The sequence below is a fragment of the Streptomyces sp. NBC_01233 genome (assembly GCF_035989305.1).
Taxonomy (GTDB): domain Bacteria; phylum Actinomycetota; class Actinomycetes; order Streptomycetales; family Streptomycetaceae; genus Streptomyces.
The window spans coordinates 9,765,587-9,783,070 of record NZ_CP108514.1; the positions used below are offsets into that span (position 1 = coordinate 9,765,587).

The window sequence follows — 17,484 nt, forward strand, 5'->3', positions numbered from 1 at the left end:
CTGCCCTGCGGGTCAGGCCACCGCGACCTCGATCCGCTGGGTGGCCCCGGCCAGACCGGTGAGGTCCCCGAAGACGAGGGTGAGGGCCGGGCCGGTGGTGGCGGAGGTGAGCGTGGCCGGTCCCGACAGGACGGACGCCACCGGGCGGTGCCACGTGAGCGTGAGCGCGGTCCGCATCCGCATCGGATCGGAGACGCACAGCGTGGCGCGGCCGTCGCCGTGCTCCCGTACGAGGACACACGCGGGGCCGTCGGCGGTGAGGGATCCGACCGTCCCGGCGAACCAGAAGTTGACCGCGGTGACGCCCAGCGGGGCGACCCTGACGCCCTGTTGGGCGTTGTCGTTGGCGAGGACGGTGAGCCAGCCGGTGTCCGCGGCCCGGGCCGCGGTGGCGGCCGTGGTGGCACCCGGCATCAGGACGTAGGAGCAGGAGGCGTCGACCGGGTCCACCCCGTGGTCGAACCAGAGGGTCAGATAGCGGCGGGTGACCGGGCCGGTGGTGCCCCCGGTGTCGATGTCGTGCCAGGAGCCGGTCCGGGCGGCGGACGCGCCGCCGGGCGTCGAGAGGGTGACGGCCGAGGGGATTCCGGTCACCAGGGCGGCGTTGCCGGAGAGGCGGAGGAAGGAACGGCGTGACCATGGAACGGACATGGAGCCTCCAGAGCCGGGGGATGCCCTGTCGACCGTTTCTGGCATGCGTGCGAAATGGCGCTCAAGAAGCGCGTGGGAATCGATCGTCTCGACCGATCGGCCGCTCCGGTCGCCCTCAGGATCCGATGGCCTGCCCGAACGTGAAGAAGCCGTCCGGGTCCACCCGCTTCTTGATCTCGACGAGCCGCGGATAGTTGGCGCCGTAGTACGCCGTGCGCCAGTCCGGCAGGTCCGGGTCGATGAAGTTCTGGTACGCCCCCTGCGTCACGTACGGCGCCACCGCCTCCCGCAGCCCCGCCAGCCAGCGGAGGTTGGCCTCCACGGTCGCGGCGCTGTCGCGCCCGGACCAGGAGGTGTCCATGCTGACCAGGCACAGCGCGTCCCGGTGGACGAACGCGGTGTCGGCCGCGCCCACCCGGTTGATCGCGCCGCCCCACGTGTAGAGGGCCAGACCGCAGCCGTCGGGATTGGAACTGCCCGGCCGGCGTTCGAGCCGCGCGAGGACGGTGGTGACGGCCTCGGCGGGCAGCGGCTCGGTGGCGAAGTGCGTCCGTACCGCGAAGGCCCCGGCGGAGGTCTCGTGCAGCAGGTAGTCCTGCGCCTCCCAGAACGTGCGGTCGGCGATGTCCGTGCGGACCGGGCGGGTCAGCGCGAGCGCCGGTGCGAGGAGCTCGCGCAGTTCGCCCGCGGGGCCGAGGTGCAGACCGACGGCCGACACCGTGGTCTGTGGTCCCCCGGCGGCGCTCACGCCGAGCCTGAGCGAGAACTCGTCCGGTGCCTTCCGCGCGATCTCCTGCATCACCGTGAAGACTTCGGGGGCCGCCGGCCCGTCCCACAGCAGCAGGCAGGTGGACACGTCGGACACCGGGACGGCCCGGAAGGTGAAGGACAGGTTGATGCCGAAGTTGCCGCCGCCACCGCCGCGGCAGGCCCAGTACAGGTCGGGGTTCTCCTGGGCGTCACAGGCCAGCACCTGCCCGTCGGCGGTCAGGAGCGTGGTCCGGACGAGCGCGTCCGCGGTCAGCCCGAGCTTGCGGGAGGTGGACGAGGAGCCCCCGCCGAGGGTGAGGCCGGCGATGCCCACCGAGGCTCCGTTGCCCAGCGCGAAGGCCATCTCGTGGGGCTGGACCGCGGCGCGGAGGTCGGACATCCGGGCCCCGCCCGCAGCCGTGACCAGCCCCGTGGAGCCGTCGGCGGACACGGTGTTCAGCGCGCTGAGATCGACGACCAGGCCGGTGCCGGCCGAGTAGCCCGCGTAGCTGTGGCCGCCGCTGCGCGCGACGAGGCCGACGCCCGTCTCGCGCGCCCACTCGACGGCGCGGCGCACGTCCGCGCCGTTCGCCGCGGAGAGGACCCCGCTCGGCGTGTTCGTGGCGAAGCGCTGGTTGAAGGGGGCGCTCGACGAACGGAAACCGTGGTCGCCGGGGCGCATCACGCGGCCCGCCACGGTCTGCTCCAGCCGCCGCCAGTCGGCCTCGGAGGCGCTGGGCGGCGCGCCGGTGCCCGCGCCGGTGCTCGTGTTCACTGGACCTCCTCGATGTAGGAGATGCCGGTGGCGGCGTGCGGGCCGTAGCGTTCCCAGACCTCACGCAGCCGCAGGCGGCCGTCCTCGGCCACTTCGGGTGTGTTGACCGTGCGCCCGCAGACCACCTCGCCGCTCGCGAAGACGATGGTGTATCCCATGGAGAGCGTGCCGTCCGGCTCGCAGGTGCCGACGGTCCACCCGCGGCGCACCTCGCCGCCGATGACCTCTCCCCAGACGAGGTCGCCCTGCTGGTGGTAGACGGCGACGGTCCGGACGTCGCCCTTCGGCTTGCGGAACCTCCGCCCGTCGTAGTTGATCACGGGGTCGGGTCCGGCTGCAGGGCGAGGAACTCGGCGGACATGTCCGGGCCCCACCAGATCGCGTAGTAGGAGAAGTCCTCGTCGTGCTCGTTGACGACGTGGTGCTCCACTCCGCCTTTCATCACGGCGATGTCCCCGGCCGCCAGCGCGTGCCGCCGGCCCTTGCAGACCACCTCGGCACGGCCGGACATGACGATGAAGATCTCGCGTTCGTGGTGCGCGTGCGCGTCCGTCACGTCGCCCGGGCGAAGGACGCACCAGGCGCCGCGAAATGGGGTGTCCAGGCCGGGCCACGGATGGAGCAGCCTGAGGTCCAGTCCGTGGTCCCGGACCAGGTTTTCCGGCTCCCGGGTGCGAATGGTCACGTCGGCTTGCTGATGGTCGGTCAACGTCCCACTCCGATCGACGGCCTTCAATTCCGGCGGTGCGCGACGTCGGTCAGGCTAGAAGCCGGCGACTCCCTTTCGACAGGGGAATCATTCCCTTGTCGAAAGGGAATCGGCGGTACGGGAGATAGCGGGCCGGCGGATCAGCCGTGCCCGAGACCGGCATCCCGGGCCAGTACGATGGCCTGTGAGCGATCGGCGACGCCGAGCTTGCCGAATATCACGGAGACCCGGTTGCTGACGGTCTTCGAAGCGAGCACGAGCTCGCGGGCGATCGTGGAATTCGACTTCCCCGCGGCGATGCGTTCCAGCACGTCCCGTTCCCGGTTGGTCAGCTGCGGGAACGGATAGAAATACTGCTGTCCGCCGGTCGGGCACATGAGGGCGCCGAGCCGTCCGGCGATCGATTTGTCGATGATCGCCTCGCCGGCCGCGACGGCCTGGATGCCGCGCAGGATCTGGTCCGCGTCGGCGCGTTTGAACAGATAGCCGCGGGCCCCGGCCTGGAGCGCGGAAGTGATGGCTTTGTCGTCATCCGCGCCACTGAAGACGAGGATGCCGGTTTCGGGCCATAATCGGAGGATCTCGGGTATCACCCGCAACCCGGCCGATTCGTCCATCAGCGGGTCCAGTACGAGGACGCGGGGCCGGCAGCGGGACGTCTCCGCGATCACCTCGTCGGCCGTGGCGGCCTCCCCGACCACCGATATGCCCCCCGACCGTTCGAGAACGGAACGGACTCCATGGCGAATCGCGGGCTGGGCGTCGGCGAGAACGACGGTGACCGCGGTCCGGACTCTTCGGACGACGGGGAGATCGCCCTCGGTCAGAAGCGGTGCGTTCTCTCTTCGTGCATCAGCATGTGACGAAAGTGGCCAGAGTAATCTCGCGGTGTTTGTTTTCTGGTTCATTCGTACCTTCCCCCCACTCGATCGTGCAAGGCGGTCCACGCTGACCGGCCAGTATCCAGAATGGTCCAGACGTCAGTCCACCGCAACGGTGAGGAGGGATTCCGGGAGCGTGATAGTTATGTGCCCCAAGGCATCACTATTCGCATCGAATTCGGGCGCTTCGCATGTGCATCGGCGAGGGAAATCGAGCAATGTCACGCGCCGACGGAGCCGACCACTCCGACATCCTGTGCGCGGCGCAGGATCGCTTCCCGATCCCGCCAGTGCGCCCAGAATGCTCCGGTGTATCCGAGGCCGTTCAGACTCGTCAGGAACGGATTGTCCGCGTAGTTGTTGTCGTGCTCGCTCGACCCGGCCAGCGTCGGCAGCATCACCCGGTGGTGGTCGGCGGGATCGACGAGTTCCCACAGCAGATCCACGGACCGGCTCCAGCGCCCGGAGGGATCGTTCACCGTCCCGGCGTCCTCCATGAGGTCCGGTGAAAAGTAGCAGACCAGACGGAAGTTGCCCGACTCGTCGAACATGAACTGCCGCTCGTACTCCACCGGCCCGGAGCACTTGGACGACGGTTTCAGGATGATCGGCCCGGTGGCGGTGTTGGACTGCAGTCCCGGCACCGTCCGGACCCCGTCGCACTCCCCGGCCATCGCCATGCCCAGCGGCGTGTGGGGGAAGAGCCGCAGACCCAGCGAGAACCCGGTCACGGTGGCGTCCAGCGCCATGAACGCCCCTACGCATTCGCGCATGGTCTGCGGGGTCTCGCCGGGCATTCCGAACAGCGCCTCGACCATGGTCAGCATGCCGTTGGCATGGCAGAGCCGGACGAGGCGCTCGGTGTCGGCGAAGGTGTAGTAGGCGGTGCCCTTCTCCGTGATCTTCCAGCCGCTCAGCATGTCCTTGCGCACGTGGTCCGAGCCGACGTTCACCCCGCGGCAGCCCGCCGCGGCCAGCAGCCCGGCGAACTCCTCGTCGAAGGGCGAGGGCTGGCAGTAGACCCACAGCCGCAGCTCGTTGAGGGGATTGGCGGGGCCCGCGTGCTTGCGCCGGACGATCTCGCGCAGCAGGTTCTTGGCGTGGGAGATGGAGAGGTTGAACTCGCTGTCGGTGGTGTGCTGGTCGAGGATCCCCTGAGCGGCGAGGGACTGCATCTCGTCCACCACGGCGGCGATGTCGCGACGTCCGGTCCGGATGCCCTTCGCGTCCGGCTCCACGCAGTGCGAACAGCGGTAGGTGCAGCCGTTCTTGGTGAGGATGCCGGCCAGACCGCCGCGCTGGTAGTACAGCAGGTTGTCCACCTTGTGCGGAGCGCCGGACCGGCGGACGTACGTTCCGGCACGGTCCACCTGCCAGGTCCGGTCCTCGAACTGGCCGGCGGGCCGCGGCTGCGGCGTGCGGCGGTTCGACAGGGTGAGCGCCGGCGGCGGCACCCGGGTCACTCCTTCCGGGGTGTTGCGGATGAGACCGCTGACCGTGTCCGTTCCGCGCCCGGTGACCAGCGCGTCGGCGAGATCGCAGATGATCTGCTCACCCGGCCCCTTGACGCCGAAATCGATGCCGAAGTAGTCGACCAGGGCGAAGGGCATGGAGGAGAAGCCGATGCCGCCGCCGACGATCGGAGCGTCCGTCAGCCGCTTGATCTCGGTGATGATCTCCTTGTGCTCGCCGACGAAGGGGCGCTGCTCGAAGGCGTACACGGTGTCGGTGTTGCGGATGGTGACACCGACGAGGACGGGGCTGCGCGCACCGAAGTACTCGGAGAGGCAGGTCTTCCAGTCCTCCCGGTGGAAGGTGAGGTCGACCACCTCCACCTCGAAGTCGGCGGCCTCCAGCGACGTGGTGAGCACGTCCAGCGCATACGGTGCGATCGGTGGGTGCACCTTGTTCGGATTGACCAGCAGCACCAGGCCTCGGCCCATCGGATGTTCTCCCCCCTGGCCTGCACGCAGGCGAATTGCGTTACTTGACGATGCCGAGGCAGATCCCGAACTCGGGCTTCCCGCCCAGCAGATAGGCGCCGGCCGACTGGAGAATGCGGTCCTGGGCGGTGGCGTGCTGGCACATGGTCGTGGTGTCGCGCATCCAGCGGTCCATCGGCGACGACTGGTGGATCGACCAGGTCTGGAGCAGGTCGCAGAGCCTGCTCACGATCGACCGCGAGGTGCGGAAGGCGTGCACCCAGGCGATCGGGGACGCGGCGCGCTCCTCCGGAGTGAGGTCGTCCAGCGTGCCCCCGGCGGCCAGCACCTCCCACTGGCGGCGCTGGCTCCCGTACACCCCGTTGCGGGTGGCCAGGAAGTCCGCCTCGCACTCGGCGAGCGTGACCTGCGCCCGGAAATGGTCCTTCCACGCCACACCGGTCATCCGGTCGACCCGGGGCCTGGCGATCTCCCGGGCATGGTCCAGGGCGGCCCGGGCCACCCCCAGGGCCACACCGCACATGCTGCGCGTGAACACGTCCGGCTGCGCGAGCGGCCCCGGCCGGCCGCGCACCACACCGAAGCTGTACGTACGCTCCTGCGGCACGAACACGTCGGCCATCGTGTAGTCGCAACTGCCGGTCCCGCGCATGCCCATGGTGTGCCAGTTGTCGATGACCTCCACCTGCGCGCGGGGCACCAGGAACTGCCGCGACTCGTGCGGATTGCTGCCGTCAGGGCTCGCGTACGGCTTGCCGTCCTCGTAGACGAACGCGCCGGAGGTCACCCAGTCGCAATGGGTGATCCCGCTGCCGAACGACCACCGGCCGGACAGCCGGAAACCACCCGGCACCCGCTCGGCGTGGCCCGTGGGCTGCAGCAGCCCGGCCATGATCGTGTCCGGGGTGGGGAAGACCTCCTTGGCCACCCTCTCGTCGAGGAAGGCGCTGAAGATCCCGCTGCTCGCGCCCATCACCGCACACCAGGCCGCGGACGCGTCCCCGTGGGCCAGGGTCTCGACGACCTCGGTCTGCTCCATCGTCGTCAGTTCCAGGCCGCCCAGCTCACGGCCGAAGGCCATCCGGAACACCCCGGCGCCGCGCAGCATGTCCACCACGTCCGCCGGCAGCCGCCGCGCCTCTTCGATCTCCGCCGACCGCTCCCTCAGCAGCGGTGCCAGTTCCTTCGCACGAGCGAGGAGCTGCGCCGCGTCGGCGGGCACCTCGGCCCCCGGGGTCCAGGTCTGGGTCATGTGAACGCCCTTCGATTCGGCTCTACTTGACGATGCCGAGGCTCATCCGGAACTTCGGCGGCCGGCCCAGCAGGTAGGCGCCGCCCGACTCGAGGATCAGGTCCGACGCGGCGACGTGCTGGCACATGGTCGCGGTGTCGCGCATCCAGCGGTCCATCGGCGAGGACCGGTTGATCGACCAGGACTGCAGCAGGTCGTAGAGCCGGTTCACGATCGCCCGCGAGGTCCGGAAGGCGTGCACCCAGGCCAGTGAGGACGCCGCCCGCTCGGTCGCGGTGAGGTCGTCGAGCGTGCCGCCCCCGGCCAGCACGTCCCAGTGCCGCTGCGAACTGCTGTAGACCCCGCTGCGGGTGGCGTTGAACTCCGCCTCGCACTCGGCGAGGGTGACCTGTACGCGGAAGGTGTCCGCCCACGTGGCCCCCGTCATCTTGTCCACCCGGGTCAGCGCGGTCTCCCGGGCGTGGTCCAGGGCGGCCCGGGCCACCCCGAGCGGTACGGCGCACAGGCCGCGCATGAAGGAGTCCGGCTGGGCGATCGGGGTGTCGGTCCGGCCCCGTACCTTGTAGAAGGTGTAGGTGTGCTCCTCGGGCACGAACACGTCGGTGATCGTGTAGTCGCTGCTCCCGCTGCCGCACAGGCCCGTGGTGTCCCAGTTCCCGACGACCTCCACCTGGTCGGCCGGCACCAGGAACTGGCGCGACGCGTGCGCGTTGCTGCCGTCCGGGCTCGCCCACGGCTGGCCGTCCTGGTAGATGAACGCACCCGACGTCACCCAGTCGGCATGGGTGATCCCGCTGCCGAACGACCACCGGCCGGTCAGCCGGAAACCCCCGGGAACGCGTTCGGCATGGCCGGCCGGCGCGATCAGGCCGGCGGTGATCATGTCCAGGTTCGGGAAGACCTCCTTGACGACCGCGGGGTCCAGGAAGTTGCTGATCGCTCCGGTCATCGCGCCGATCGCCGCGCACCAGCCGGCCGAGGCGTCCCCGTAGGCGAGGGTCTCGACGACCTCGGCCTGCTGCATCGACGTCAGTTCGGGCCCGCCCCACTCGGGGCCGAAGCACATCCGGAAGACCCCGGTGTCGCGCAGCATGTCCACGACGTCCGTGGGGAGCTGCTTCGCCTGCTCGATCTCCTGCGACCGCTCCCGCAGCAGCGGTGCCAGTTCCTTCGCACGAGCGAGGATCTCCGCCGCGGTGGTGGGCGCCTCGGCCCCAGGGCTCCAGGTCGTGCTCATGGGTTCCCCCTCAAGTGATGGTGTGGTGACGGTCATTCGTCCACGTCGAGCAGCCCGGCCGGCATCTCGAACGGCGCGTCCGGCTTCGGCGGGCCGATCGGCTCCGCGTCCAGTACGACCAGCGCCTGCGCCGCGTCCAGCCGCTCCAGGCAGGTCTGTGCGTCATCGGCCTCGCACACCACGAAGGAGTGGCGTGCCAGGTAGCCGCCCGGGGGCAGCCGCAGGGTGGTCCCCGGCTCGGCCATCGGCGCGGCCGTGACCAGGCCGGGCGCCTCGGCCGGCACCGTGACCGAGCGCAGCACGCAGTCCCGCTCCGGACAGCCGAACCGGATGCCGGCCACCGCCCGCCGCGTGGGCCGGGTGTCGGGCCGCCGGCCGGTGGCCACGTCGAACAGCACCTCACCGGGCTCGATGCCGGTGGCCGTCCTCCCGAGGAAGGGGATCAGGTCCCCGCCGAGGCGGCCGTTGACCTCGATGACGAGCGGCCCGTGCGGGGTCAGCCGCAGCTCGCTGTGGGTGATGCCGTCCTCGATGCCGAGCGCCCGGTGGGCCCGGGCCAGCGTGCCCATCAGCTCGGGGTCCGCCAGCAGCGGGTCGGCCGCGTCGACCAGGTGGCCGACCTCCTCGAAGTACGGCTGGTCGCTGCTGTGCTTGCGGGCCACGAACATCGGGAGGTACTCGCCCTTGTGCACGGCCCCGTCGACGCTGATCTCCGGGCCGGGGGCGTACCCCTCGACGAGGGCGCTCGCACGGTAGGGCCCCGGATCGACCTCGCTCGCGGACAGGGCGATCCGGAACGCAGCCTCCACCCCGGCCGCGTCGGCCGCGAACACGACACCGATGCTCGCGCCCATGGCCCGCGGCTTGACCACCACCGGATAGCCGATCCGCGCGGCCGCCGCCCGGGCCTGTTCGACGGTGGTGGTCAGCTCGAATCCCGGCTGGTACAGGCCCGCCGCGGTGAGCTCGGCCCTGGTGCGCTCCTTGTCCCGGCACCCGCGTACGCCGGGCGCGGACAGTCCCGGCACCCCGAACTCGGCGGCGAGCAGGCCCGCGTCCAGGACCAGCGGCTCGTCCCAGCACATCAGGCCGGTGATGCGGCGCCGTGCGGCCACCTCGCGGGCGGCCGCGCCCATCGCCTCGGAATCGAAGACGTTGGCGACGATGACCTCGTCGAAGTAGTCGCGCTGCCAGGTGGGTCTGAGGTTGTTGAGCAGCACCATGTCCAGGCCCGCCGCGCGGGCGCGGCGGCGGATCGGCGCGATGAGGTACTCCCGGTACACCTTCAGCCCGCTGCCGACGACCAGCAGGGTGCCCTCGCCGGTCCCCATCAGGCGCTCCTGGGTTCGGTGACGGTTTCGCGGCGGGCGAGGAGGTCGGTGAGGATGTCGTGGGAGCGGTGGGCGAGGACGCTGATGAGGGAGTCGGCGATGCCGTGGGTCTCCTCGTTGACGCCTTGGAGGTAGACGGCGCCCCAGGCGGATTCGCCGAGGTCGACGCGGTAGCTGCGGCTCACGGTGACCTCGTCGAGCCCGACCCGCGCCGCGAGGTCCCGTACGAGCGCCGGCTTGCGCGCGTCGAAACCGGTGCCCAGCACCACCAGGTCGCACCTGAGCGGCTCGATCTTGCCGCTCAGCCGGTCCCGCAGATCGAGTACGACCTCCCCTCCCTCGGTCCGCGCCCCCACGACCTCCGTCATCGCCCGGACCTCGGAGCGCTGCGGGCCCACCGCCCTCTGGCGGTAGAGCATCGTGTAGAGCTCGTCGAGGAACGGCGGCGCCAGCCCCGCGTAGTTGGTGAACCGCATTTCGTCCAGGAGCTGCGCGCGCACCTCCGGCGGACTGTCGTAGAACTCGTCGACGAAGGACGGGAAGAACAGCTCGTTGACGAATTTGCTGGTCTGGTAGTTCTGCAGACCGATCGAGCGGACCACCATGGTGATCCGGCTGGACGGCAGGTTCTCGTGCAGAGCGAAGAACATCTCCGCGGCGCTCTGCGCTCCGCCCACGACCACGGCGCGAACGGGTTCGTCCTTCGGAATCCGTGCGATCCGCGTCCGGTACTGGGCACTGTGGATGAGCCGGTCCCCGGGGAGCGCGGCGAAGACGTCCGGCACCCGCGGATCGCGTCCGCCGCCGACCACCAGGTCGCGGCAGCGGATGGTGTCCCCGTCGGTGAGCCGCACCTGCCAGCCCGATACCGATCCGTCCGCCTCGCACACCGGGTCGACTTGGGCGGCGCGGGCGTCGTAGCGGATCTGTACGCGTTCCAGGGAGGCGGCGACCCACTGGAGGTAGTCCGAGAACTCCCACCGGAAGGGGTGGAAGGTCCCCAGGTTCACGAACTCGTCGAGTCTGCCCTGGGAATGGAGGAATCTGAGGAAGGTGAACCTGCTGCTGGGATTCCGCAGCGTCACCAGGTCCTTGAGGAAGGACACCTGGCTGCGCGCCCACGGCATCAGCAGATCGCGCTGCCATTTGATGTCGGGACTCTGCTCCAGCAGCAGGGTCCCGTCGGCCAGTTCGGCCGAGCCCGACTCCTCGATGGCCACCGCGAGCGCCAGATTCGCCGGCCCCGCACCGATCGCCAGAACACCGACTTCCCGGTCAGTCACTCTTCCCCCTCGATGTCGATTCGGACCATGCCGGCGGCCGTCTCGGCCCGCCGGAGCGCCTCGGCCGAGCTGTCCGCGGCGGCCATGACGATGCCCGCGCGGTCCCAGGAGTGGTGCAGCCCCGTGAACCGGTGGCCCGGCCCGACGGTGACCGCGGCCAGGAACACGCCGTCGGCCTGCCGGGCCGCCTCGACGCCGTGCACGGCGGCCACCCGGCCCGGCCCGGCCGAGAGGAACCGGACGGCGGCGCCGCCCTTCGCCCGCCGGGGCAGTTCGTCCGGCGGCTCCTCGCCCTTGAGCACCGCGTAGTAGCTGCGCAGGAGTTCCACCGGATAGGCCAGCTGGATGGTGTCGAGGATGCCGCCGCCGGGCAGCCGGCCCGCGCATTCCACGAGGTACGGGACGCCGTCCGGGACGATCCATTCGCAGTGGACGATCCCGTCGCGGAAGCCGACGGCTTCGACCAGCCGGGCCGTCTGCCCACCGAGCAGGTCCGCGAGCTGCTGCGGGATGTCGGCCGGCACGGTGTGGGCCATCTCCACCGGGTGGGCTCCGGGGAACAGCTGTTTGCCCGTGACGTTGACGAAGAGCGCGCCGCCGTCCCGTACGAGCATCTCGACGCTGTACTCGGGCCCCTCGACGTACTGTTCGGCCAGCATGGAGAGCTCCATGGGCCGGTCCGGCACGAAGACGCCCTCGTCCTGGACGAGACAGTCCGCCCAGGCTCCCTCGACCTCGGCCGGGTCGTGGATCACCCGGGTGCCGACCGATGCCTGACGGTTCGCCGGCTTGAGCACGACCGGGCCCGGCCGGCCGCGCAGGAAGGCCAGGACATCGGCCGGGTCCCGTACGGGGACACTGGCCGGGTTGGCGATGCCGGCGGCGGCGCTGACCCGCCGCAGCAACGCCTTGTCGCGCAGGATCTGCGCGGCGCCGAGACCGGCGCCGGGCAGGCCGTAGCGCTCCGCGAGCCGGGCGGCGAACGGCGTCGCGTACTCGATGGCGGGCACGACCGCCGCGGGGGCCAGTCCGGGGTGGGCGTTGAAGAACTCGTCGGCCTTTCCCGCGAGGTGGTACTCCCACTCGATCAGGCCGCGGACGAAGGCCACCCCGTCGATCTGGTCGCGTACCCCCCGCTTGCGGACGACGTCGGGCTCCTCGACGTAGACGACCGAGCCGTCCCCCTGGAACTCCCCGATGGCGGCCATCGTCACGCCGACGAAGCCGACGACCAGGACCGGCCCGTCCGTGGCGGGCCGCGCCTTCACGAGGCACCTCCGACGACTTCGGGCCTGCCCTCGTCCGCGTTCGCCTCCGGGTCCTCGGCGGGGGCCGGTTCGGGCGGTTGGCGTACGCCCGCCAGGGCGAGCAGCCCGGCGACGGCGGTCACGATGCCGCACAGCAGCCAGAAGCCGCTGCCGAGCGCGGTCCATGCGTAGACGCCGAACAGCGGGGCGACGGCGCCGGCCGCGCCGCCGACCGCCTGCATCGTGCCGATGTAGCGGGCCTTCACCGACGACGGGAACGTCGCCGGGTGTGCGAACATGCTCGGCGCGGCGATCATGATTCCGGACACCACCAGCACCGCGCCCGCGATCGTGAACGCCCCGGACCGCGAGGACAGTCCGTAGACCGCGAGCCCGAGCGCCTCCACCAGGTGGCCGGTGATGACCCTGACGTGCTTGGGCAGTCTGCTGAGGTAAGCGGTGATCTTGAGCTCGCACGTGATCAGCACCACGGACGACACCGTGAGCACCGTGCTGTAGAAGCTGGTCGGGTAGTCGTCGGCGACCAGCTCCAGCGGCAGTGCGATGTGGCCCTGGGCGTAGGTGAGCGAGCCGAGCAGAACGGCGGCCAGATAGTAGAGGTACTTGCGGTCGCGCAGCATCGCCGCGTACCCCGAGCCGGTGCGCCGGGCCTCTTCGGCGCCGGCGCCCTTGCCGTCGGCCCCGGCGGAGGCCGCGCCGGCCGGTGCGGTTCCGCCCTCGGACGCGCCTTCCTCGTCGGCCCCGTCCTGCGCGGTCTGCTTCGGGAGCAGAGCGAAGGCCAGCAGCGCGTAGACCAGCGCGGTCCCGCCGTCGATCCAGAACAGCAGGTCCCAGTTGACCAGGATCAGCCCGGCGGCGATCAGCGGCGCCAGGGCCGCGCCGATGTTCAGCGCGATCCGCATCATCGAGAACGCCATGACCTGGTACCGGTCCGGCATCAGATCGCTCAGCATCACGGCCGCGGCCGGCCGGTACGCCTGCGTGAACAGGCCCGCCAGCCCGACGACGACGAGCAGCGGCCACAGCATCCCCGGCCCGCTCAGCCACGAGATCGCCGCCACCAGCGGGGCCGAACCGGCCATGGCCGTCACGATCGTGGCCCGGGGCCCGAACCGCTGGGTGAACTCACCGCCCAGCATCGTGCCGAAGACGGACCCCGCGCTGTAGGCGACCAGCGTCAGACCCGCGGCGGCCACCGACATGCCGCGGAAGGTCAGGTACAGCACGAGGAACGTCTGGACGAACGCGCCGAGCTGGTTGATCAGCACGCCCCCGAGGAGATACCGGACCGGTGCCGGGGTCGCCTTCAGCGCCTCGAACACACCGATCGGAGTGTCCTCCTTCTTCATGCCGCTCCCTTCGTCAAGGCATCGACGATCCGCCCCGCGACGAGCGGGGCCTGACTGAAACCGGAGCCGCCGCAGGCCGCCCGCGACCAGACGGCGGGCCCCACCCGGGCGAGCAGCGCACCGCCGGTGTCCGCGGCGCTCACGTAGTGGCACGGTTTCACCGCCGCCACGGTGTAGCGGTCCAGGCCGGCCAGCGGCGCCGCCCGGGCCAGCCGGGCCACCCAGGGCGACTGGTCCTCGTCCGCGCAGTCCGCGGTGGTGCCCGCGTCCCGGGACACGGCGTCGGAGCTGATCTTCAGGAGCGTGCCCTCGCCGGGTGGCATCACCCAGGCCCGCCCGTCCGCGCCGAGGCCGCCCGCCGCGGGCGCGCCCGCCCACCACCGTGCCGCGTCCGCGGGCGGCCGCAGGTACACCATGGTCTGGCGGTGCAGTACGACCGGATGGTCGACCAGATCGCGGGTCCACGGGCCGGCGGCGATCAGCACCAGGTCGGCGCCGAGCTTCTCCCCGCCGGCCAGCAGGACGTGGGCCGAGTCGACGTCCACGTGCGTGACCGTGCTGTACGGCCGCAGGGCCACCGCGGGATGTCCGGTCAGCCACCGGACCGCGGCCCGCAGGACCCGGTCCGCGAGCAGGACTCCGGCGTCGGCCTCGCGTACACCCGCCGAGCCGGCCGGGAACTCCAGGTACGGCAGGCGCTCCGGCTCCACCGTCTCCACGGACACGCCCGCCGCGGCAGCCGCGGTGGCCACCGCGGAGAGCTGCTCCCGCGGCCAGGCGGTCACCACGCCCACGCGCCGGTAGAAGCCGGTGCCCAGCAGGGTCTGGAGTTCCAGCCACCGGCTCCGGGCGGCGGCCATCCGCCGGGTGGCGTCCGCGTCGTCCGGGCTGAAGGTGCGGATGACCCGGTGCTGGTCCGCCGAGCTCGACTCCGGATTGGGGATCGGGCCCCGGTCCAGCAGGGTCACGCGGTGGCCCGCGAGCGCGCATTCCACCGCGGTCAGCAGCCCGGTGACGCCCGCTCCCACGACGAGTACCTGCCGGGAGGCTGCCGCCGCCGCCCTCACGGCGCCGTCTCCGCCAGCCGTGGCAACCGTACGGGCGTGACCCGAGTGACGGGATCGGCGTCCGCGGCCCGCCGTGCGGCGGGGATCGCCGGGTCCGGGAAGGCCTCCCCGGCCAGATCGATCAGGACCGGCCCCGCGCAGCGCAGGAACACCTCCACCTCGTGGCAGAAGTCGCCCGCGTCGTCGGGTCCCGCCTCCCACCGGTCCAGCCGCGCCAGCTGCTCGGACAGGGTGAAGGCCACCGCGGTCAGGCTGAACCGGCGGACGTCGTAGGCGGCGGAGAAACGTTCCAGCATGAGCCCGGCCGCGACCCTGGACCGCTCGGACACCGGCAGCGGTCCCCGGTCCGTCCACGTGGCCACCTTGTCCGCCACCCGGTTCCACGGCCGCACGAGCCGTGCCCCGGTCACCTGATCCAGGGCCTCGCGGGTGAAGTTCGTGCGCTGGAAATCGGGGCTGGTCGCGGCGAGATAGAACCGGATGAGGTCCCTCGGCACCTCGGCGGCCAGCTCCCGCCCCGTCACGACGTGACCGCGGCTGGTGGAGAACTTGTCGTGGTCCAGCTCGTAGAACTCGTTGGTGACGAAGTGCCCGGGCAGGACGTAGCCGCCCAGTGCCAGCAGCATCGCGGCCCCGGCCACCGCGAAGGCGAAGCCGGCGTCGGAACCGAAGAAGTACACCACCTCGGAGCCCGCGTCGGAGAACCACAGCTCGTCGTCGGCGGCGAGCACCGCACCGCGGTGCTCGGCCGCCAGCGCGGTGCAGTGCATGCTCCACGCGATGGTCTCGGCGTCCGCGTAGATCACCTGGCCGACGACCTCCGGGAAGGGCGCCGGGATGCCCCAGGCGATCGGCAGGGTGACGGGATAGTCCGGGAGCGGCCGGGAAAGGATCTCCTCGATCATCTGCGCCAGACGCGGCCGCATCGTCGCGCTCTGCTGCGCGAAGTACCCCACGAGGGCCTCGCGGTGGTCCTCCAGCGGCAGCACCAGCACCTGCTGCTCGCGCAGTTCCACCGGATCGTCGGGATCCAGGGTGGAGCGCGGTCCGATCAGGTCGCCGGAGGCGATCCAGTGCCCGCAGTTCTCGCACAGCCCGGCGCAGCCGTCGGCGAGGCACACCGGGCAACCGCCCCGTACGTACGCATCCGTGAGGTACTCGCCCGTGCGCGGCGAGTACGGGAACCGCACCCCCTGCAGCCGGAGCTTGCCCGCGCTGTGCAGGCGCTCGAAGAAGTGCCGCACTGTCTTCACGTACCGGTCGCCGAACCGGACGAAACCGTCCGGCCGGATCCCCGCGGCCGCCAGGGTCTCCTCGACCTGCCCGGCCGACCGCACGCGCAGGTCCTCCGGCTGCACGCCCAGCCTCCGTGCGGTCGTCACGATGTAGTTCTGCGTGAAGTGCACGCCCGTGCCGAAGAGCACGTCCCGGCCCGCGGCGCGCGCGTACCGCGCGCACACGTCCGCGGCCAGGAAGGGGCCGGCCAGGTGGCCCAGGTGCAAATCGCCGTTGGCGGTCGGTCCGGGGGCGATCACCACCAGGGTCCGCTTCATCGGGCGCTCCTGGGTTCGGTGACGGTTTCGCGGCGGGCGAGGAGGTCGGTGAGGATGTCGTGGGAGCGGTGGGCGAGGACGCTGATGAGGGAGTCGGCGATGCCGTGGGTCTCCTCGTTGACGCCTTGGAGGTAGACGGCGCCCCAGGCGGATTCGCCGAGGTCGACGCGGTAGTTGCGGCTCACGGTGACCTCGTCGAGTCCGACCCGCGCCGCGAGGTCCCGTACGAGCGCGGGCTTGCGCGGGTCGTAGCCGGTGCCGAGCAGCACCAGGTCGCACCGCAGCGGCTCGATCTTGCCGCTGATCCGGTCCCGCAGATCGAGCACCACTTCGTCACCGTCGAGGCGGGCACCCACGACCTCGGTCATGGCCCGGACGGCCGACCGCTGCGGGCCGAGCATTTTCTCCCGGTAGAGCATCGTGTAGAGCTCGTCGAGGAACGGCGGCGCCACTCCCGCGTAGTTGGTGAACCGCATTTCGTCCAGGAGCTGCGAACGCACCTCCGGCGGACTGTCGTAGAACTCGTCGACGAAGGACGGGAAGAACAATTCGTTGACGAATTTGCTGGTCTGGTAGTTCTGCAGACCGATCGAGCGGACCACCATCGTCACCTGACTGGACGGCAGGTTCTCGCGCAATGCGAAGAACATCTCCGCGGCGCTCTGCGCTCCGCCCACGACCACGGCGCGAACGGGTTCGTCCTTCGGAATCCGTGCGATCCGCGTCCGGTACTGGGCACTGTGGACGAGCCGGTCCCCGGGGAGCGCGGCGAAGACGTCCGGCACCCGCGGATCGCGTCCGCCGCCGACCACCAGGTCGCGGCAGCGGATGGTGTCCCCGTCGGTGAGCCGCACGCTCCACCCGGACACCGACCCGTCCGCCTCGCACACCGGGTCGATCTGCGCGGCGCGGGCGCCGTAGCGGATCTGGACCTGCTCCAGGGAGGCGGCGACCCACTGCAGGTAGTCGGAGAACTCCCACCGGAAGGGGTGGAAGGTCCCCAGGTTCACGAACTCGTCGAGCCGGCCCTGGGAATGGAGGAAATTGAGGAACGAGAACCTGCTGCTGGGATTCCGCAGCGTCACCAGGTCCTTGAGGAAGGACACCTGGCTGCGCGCCCACGGCATCAGCAGATCGCGCTGCCATTTGATGTCCGGGCTCTGCTCCAGCAGCAGGGTCCCGTCGGCCAGTTCGGTCGAACCCGACTCCTCGATGGCCACCGCGAGCGCCAGATTCGCCGGCCCCGCACCGATCGCCAGAACACCGACCTCCCGATCAGCCACACTTCCCCCTCGATCACAGTGATCCGACTCACGGACAGGCAGTAGCGAGGCTAGATTTCCGCCGCTCCCGATCGATAGGGGAACTTGTCCCTTCGACTGGGGAATCTCAGCGGGGAAATCGGTGCCGCCGGCTCAAGCGGTCTGATAAACAT

15 protein-coding genes are annotated in these 17,484 nt (G+C 70.8%); all 15 read right to left on the reverse strand.

Features of this window, described 5'->3' with window-relative positions; translation table 11 throughout:
• Nucleotides 1–12: 12 nt before the first annotated feature.
• A complete protein-coding gene (locus tag OG332_RS44835; RefSeq protein WP_327418841.1) occupies nt 13–651 on the reverse strand; it encodes a polysaccharide lyase beta-sandwich domain-containing protein in 639 nt (212 codons plus the stop codon).
• A 115-nt stretch (nt 652–766) separates the two neighbouring features.
• Nucleotides 767–2,176: an FAD-binding oxidoreductase gene (locus OG332_RS44840; RefSeq protein WP_327418842.1), complete on the reverse strand. Its 1,410-nt coding sequence runs from the start codon at nt 2,174–2,176 to the stop codon at nt 767–769.
• Complete coding sequence (locus OG332_RS44845; RefSeq protein WP_327418843.1) at nt 2,173–2,496, reverse strand: hypothetical protein; 324 nt, start codon at nt 2,494–2,496, stop codon at nt 2,173–2,175. The genes OG332_RS44840 and OG332_RS44845 overlap by 4 nt, the downstream gene beginning before the upstream one ends.
• Nucleotides 2,493–2,861, reverse strand: coding sequence for a cupin domain-containing protein (locus OG332_RS44850; RefSeq protein ID WP_327418844.1), 369 nt, complete (start codon nt 2,859–2,861; stop codon nt 2,493–2,495). Before OG332_RS44850 ends, OG332_RS44845 begins: the two co-directional genes overlap by 4 nt.
• Before the next feature lie 164 nt (nt 2,862–3,025).
• Nucleotides 3,026–3,793, reverse strand: a complete 768-nt coding sequence (locus OG332_RS44855) for a response regulator transcription factor (protein WP_327418845.1) — start codon at nt 3,791–3,793, stop codon at nt 3,026–3,028.
• A 194-nt stretch (nt 3,794–3,987) separates the two neighbouring features.
• Entirely contained in the window at nt 3,988–5,709 is a 1,722-nt protein-coding gene (gene tsrT / locus OG332_RS44860) for a tryptophan 2-C-methyltransferase (protein ID WP_327418846.1), read from the reverse strand.
• A 40-nt stretch (nt 5,710–5,749) separates the two neighbouring features.
• Complete coding sequence (locus OG332_RS44865; protein WP_327418847.1) at nt 5,750–6,961, reverse strand: acyl-CoA dehydrogenase family protein; 1,212 nt, start codon at nt 6,959–6,961, stop codon at nt 5,750–5,752.
• Nucleotides 6,962–6,983: 22 nt separating this feature from the next.
• On the reverse strand, nt 6,984–8,198 hold the full coding sequence (locus OG332_RS44870) for an acyl-CoA dehydrogenase family protein (RefSeq protein ID WP_327418848.1): 1,215 nt from the start codon (nt 8,196–8,198) through the stop codon (nt 6,984–6,986).
• A gap of 32 nt (nt 8,199–8,230) precedes the next feature.
• Entirely contained in the window at nt 8,231–9,529 is a 1,299-nt protein-coding gene (locus OG332_RS44875) for an ATP-grasp domain-containing protein (RefSeq protein ID WP_327418849.1), read from the reverse strand.
• Nucleotides 9,529–10,812: a lysine N(6)-hydroxylase/L-ornithine N(5)-oxygenase family protein gene (locus OG332_RS44880; RefSeq protein ID WP_327418850.1), complete on the reverse strand. Its 1,284-nt coding sequence runs from the start codon at nt 10,810–10,812 to the stop codon at nt 9,529–9,531. The genes OG332_RS44875 and OG332_RS44880 overlap by 1 nt, the downstream gene beginning before the upstream one ends.
• Nucleotides 10,809–12,080 (reverse strand): ATP-grasp domain-containing protein, encoded by a 1,272-nt coding sequence (locus tag OG332_RS44885; RefSeq protein ID WP_327418851.1) that lies wholly within the window; start codon nt 12,078–12,080, stop codon nt 10,809–10,811. Before OG332_RS44885 ends, OG332_RS44880 begins: the two co-directional genes overlap by 4 nt.
• A complete protein-coding gene (locus OG332_RS44890; protein WP_327418852.1) occupies nt 12,077–13,429 on the reverse strand; it encodes an MFS transporter in 1,353 nt (450 codons plus the stop codon). Before OG332_RS44890 ends, OG332_RS44885 begins: the two co-directional genes overlap by 4 nt.
• On the reverse strand, nt 13,426–14,496 hold the full coding sequence (locus OG332_RS44895; RefSeq protein WP_327418853.1) for an NAD(P)/FAD-dependent oxidoreductase: 1,071 nt from the start codon (nt 14,494–14,496) through the stop codon (nt 13,426–13,428). The genes OG332_RS44890 and OG332_RS44895 overlap by 4 nt, the downstream gene beginning before the upstream one ends.
• Nucleotides 14,493–16,049: a class I tRNA ligase family protein gene (locus OG332_RS44900; RefSeq protein WP_327418854.1), complete on the reverse strand. Its 1,557-nt coding sequence runs from the start codon at nt 16,047–16,049 to the stop codon at nt 14,493–14,495. The genes OG332_RS44895 and OG332_RS44900 overlap by 4 nt, the downstream gene beginning before the upstream one ends.
• Nucleotides 16,046–17,332, reverse strand: coding sequence for a lysine N(6)-hydroxylase/L-ornithine N(5)-oxygenase family protein (locus tag OG332_RS44905; RefSeq protein WP_327418855.1), 1,287 nt, complete (start codon nt 17,330–17,332; stop codon nt 16,046–16,048). Before OG332_RS44905 ends, OG332_RS44900 begins: the two co-directional genes overlap by 4 nt.
• Nucleotides 17,333–17,484: the final 152 nt, after the last annotated feature.

Coding starts and splice junctions, on each gene's coding strand:
- OG332_RS44835 (WP_327418841.1), bottom strand. CDS start 651: ATGTCCGTTCCATGGTCACGCCGTTCCTTCCTCCGCCTCTCCGGCAAC.
- OG332_RS44855 (WP_327418845.1), bottom strand. CDS start 3,793: ATGAACCAGAAAACAAACACCGCGAGATTACTCTGGCCACTTTCGTCA.
- tsrT (WP_327418846.1), bottom strand. CDS start 5,709: ATGGGCCGAGGCCTGGTGCTGCTGGTCAATCCGAACAAGGTGCACCCA.
- OG332_RS44865 (WP_327418847.1), bottom strand. CDS start 6,961: ATGACCCAGACCTGGACCCCGGGGGCCGAGGTGCCCGCCGACGCGGCG.
- OG332_RS44870 (WP_327418848.1), bottom strand. CDS start 8,198: ATGAGCACGACCTGGAGCCCTGGGGCCGAGGCGCCCACCACCGCGGCG.
- OG332_RS44875 (WP_327418849.1), bottom strand. CDS start 9,529: ATGGGGACCGGCGAGGGCACCCTGCTGGTCGTCGGCAGCGGGCTGAAG.
- OG332_RS44890 (WP_327418852.1), bottom strand. CDS start 13,429: ATGAAGAAGGAGGACACTCCGATCGGTGTGTTCGAGGCGCTGAAGGCG.
- OG332_RS44900 (WP_327418854.1), bottom strand. CDS start 16,049: ATGAAGCGGACCCTGGTGGTGATCGCCCCCGGACCGACCGCCAACGGC.